At 53.8% G+C, this 2,386-nt stretch carries 2 protein-coding genes; both read right to left on the bottom strand.

Annotated elements, in window-relative coordinates; translation table 11 throughout:
- On the bottom strand, positions 1–162 hold a 162-nt coding region (locus tag HUU59_13520), incomplete at its 3' end, for a hypothetical protein (protein ID NUO20460.1).
- Positions 163–1,005: 843 nt separating this feature from the next.
- A partial coding sequence (locus tag HUU59_13525) for an RHS repeat-associated core domain-containing protein (protein NUO20461.1) occupies positions 1,006–2,386 on the bottom strand: 1,381 nt, incomplete at its 5' end.

Below are 2,386 nucleotides of genomic sequence, written 5' to 3' on the forward strand. Positions count from 1 at the left end.
CTTGACCCGCAGCACGTCCGGATCCGAAGGAAACGCCGCCGCCGAATCCAGCGTCGTCAGCTTCCCCTTGTGCATCTTCTCCAGAAAAACCGCCCCCGCAGGCGTCCCCTGAAGCCGGGCCCGATACCAGTTGTCCGGGTCGAGATACCGAAAATCCCTCACGCACCGCTGGTCCGTCAAGCACCCGGCAACACTTGAACTCCTCCATTTTCCTCTCTTTTCAGCGACTTAACTTACGGCCCCACTGCTTGGTTCGTTGGAAGGCGAGCATAAAGCTCACACGCTTCGTCAAAGAAATCAACCGCAGAAATAACATAATGGTGAACCGACGCAACGTGTTCGGGTGTCAACCTTGGGAACAACTCCGCACCTCCGATAGGCGCCTTTCCATTTAGATCGTCTAACTCCTTTCCAATTACAACAAAAGCCATGTCCCAAAACCCAACTTCCTCAACATAGCTCACCATACCTGACGCTGAACCAAAAGTCAGAATCGCAGGACGGTTTGTCGACGAGCGAAGTTGAGTACCTTCGCATCTTCGGTAACAGTCACCGAGAGCGATTTGCCGATATAATTGCCTGAAGATCCCAACAGCAGTCGGCTCTCTCACTCGATATTCTTCCGATACACGCAAGTCATCATGCCCATAGCTTCCTCCCCACCTATAGCGCGTGCATATCACTTCGTGTTCGTCAACCGAAAGGGATCTTACTTTTACATTTATTGCTCTGGTGTGGTGAGCATCTATATTAACTGAAACTATGCACTCTGTCTTGTCATGCATGATATCGATCAAGCGAGCGCGATCTTTCTGGGTTAAGAAGTCGAGGCGTTGAAGATTATAGTCAAACTGACACACTGCGGAGTCCGAGCGGCAACTGCCGACGAAAACCGCCACGGCTGTCACGAAAAGCTGAACGGTAATTGATTGAGGTCGATTAGCCATTGCGTCAGCACTTTGAATAGGGTTTGCGCCAAATCCTGGCCTGGACTCAAAGGTGCAATTATGGCATCGGTTTCTCCTGGTCATTGGAAGGGGGTTGACTGTCTCCTTGTTGCGGCGGTTTGAGGATGTCTTCGTAATCTGGGCAGTCACCATTTTGCGTTCCCGAATCAAGCAAGGGAGCCTCTTTCCCTTTGTTTTTCCTATTGTACTCCTCAGTTACCTTGTTTGCAGCGCAGGCGACACAGTACTCTTCATCCAAGCTCGGCTTCATAAGATTGAGAGCATTATTCAAAGCATGAAACAGCTCATGAAAAATGATCTGCCAAAGATGGAACACAGATTCATTCCCGCCCTTTGTTTTGAATTTGTTTCTTAGTTTTTTGGGATCAATCTTAATCCCTAAACCTACTGTTTTCCCCGGAGAATCCTCCTTAATTTCTCCGAACCGTATTGTAATGACGCCTGGCATGTTTATGAGTAGGTACAGCAGCCTTTCTGTGAAACTTCCGTTCGCCGCCGAATCCGGTATTGTTAGAAAACCTTGTGCGTCCATACCAACACTTGGCATGACCTCTTGAATTGCTTTAAGCAATCTATCCGTATTGCTTCCGGTGAGCTTTATCCTGTCGCCCGATGGATCGACGGCGGACCAAGGCCTCCCTCCCACGTACTGATACAGGCTCGCCGAATCGACGTATCCCAGCGGATCGCGTTGGATGAACGTCTTGAGCGTCGGGTGATACGTGCGGAAGCGGTAGTGGTAGAGACCCGTTTCGGGGTCGAGGCGGCGGCCGGTGAAGAGGAACGGGTTGCCACTCGGCGAGAAGCTGCGGTTCACCACGACCATCGTGGTGCTTGCGGCCGGGTTGTTGTAAGAAGCATCCCAGGCTTCTTTGTCCGCGTCGCCGCTGGTGTTGCTCACGTCGCCGTCGAAATCCGCGTCGAAGGCGCGGTTGTACGTGGTCAGCGCGTTGGTGTGCGCGGTGTTGTCCGCGCTGTCCACGTCGCCGTCGGCGTCCGCGTCGCCGAAGGCCAGGTGCCTTTTCACCTGCGGCAAACCATAGGGCTGGTACTGGTATTCCTCGGCCACATCGCCATTGGGCGTGGTCAGGGCGATGACGTTCCAGTTCGCGTCCTGATGCACGAACCATGTCCCGCCCGCCCCGCGGACCATCAACAACTGGTCGATGTACTCGTGGCCCCAGACGTATTGCTGCGTCATCTGCTCCGAGCCGTTGCGCTCCTCGATCTCGCGCAGGCCGTCGTAGAAGAAATACGTCACGCCGTCCAGCTCGCCGCGGTTCGTCACCGTCTTGCTCGCCCGGCGGTTGTCGGCGTAGTAGGCATAGACGCCCACCACCACATCCGCGTCATTCTGCGCCCTGACCTTGACGAGGTTGTTCCAAGCGTCATAGACATACGCGTAGTCCGCGTCCTTG

It is taken from the genome of bacterium (assembly GCA_013360195.1).
GTDB lineage: Bacteria > Electryoneota > RPQS01 > RPQS01 > RPQS01 > JABWCQ01.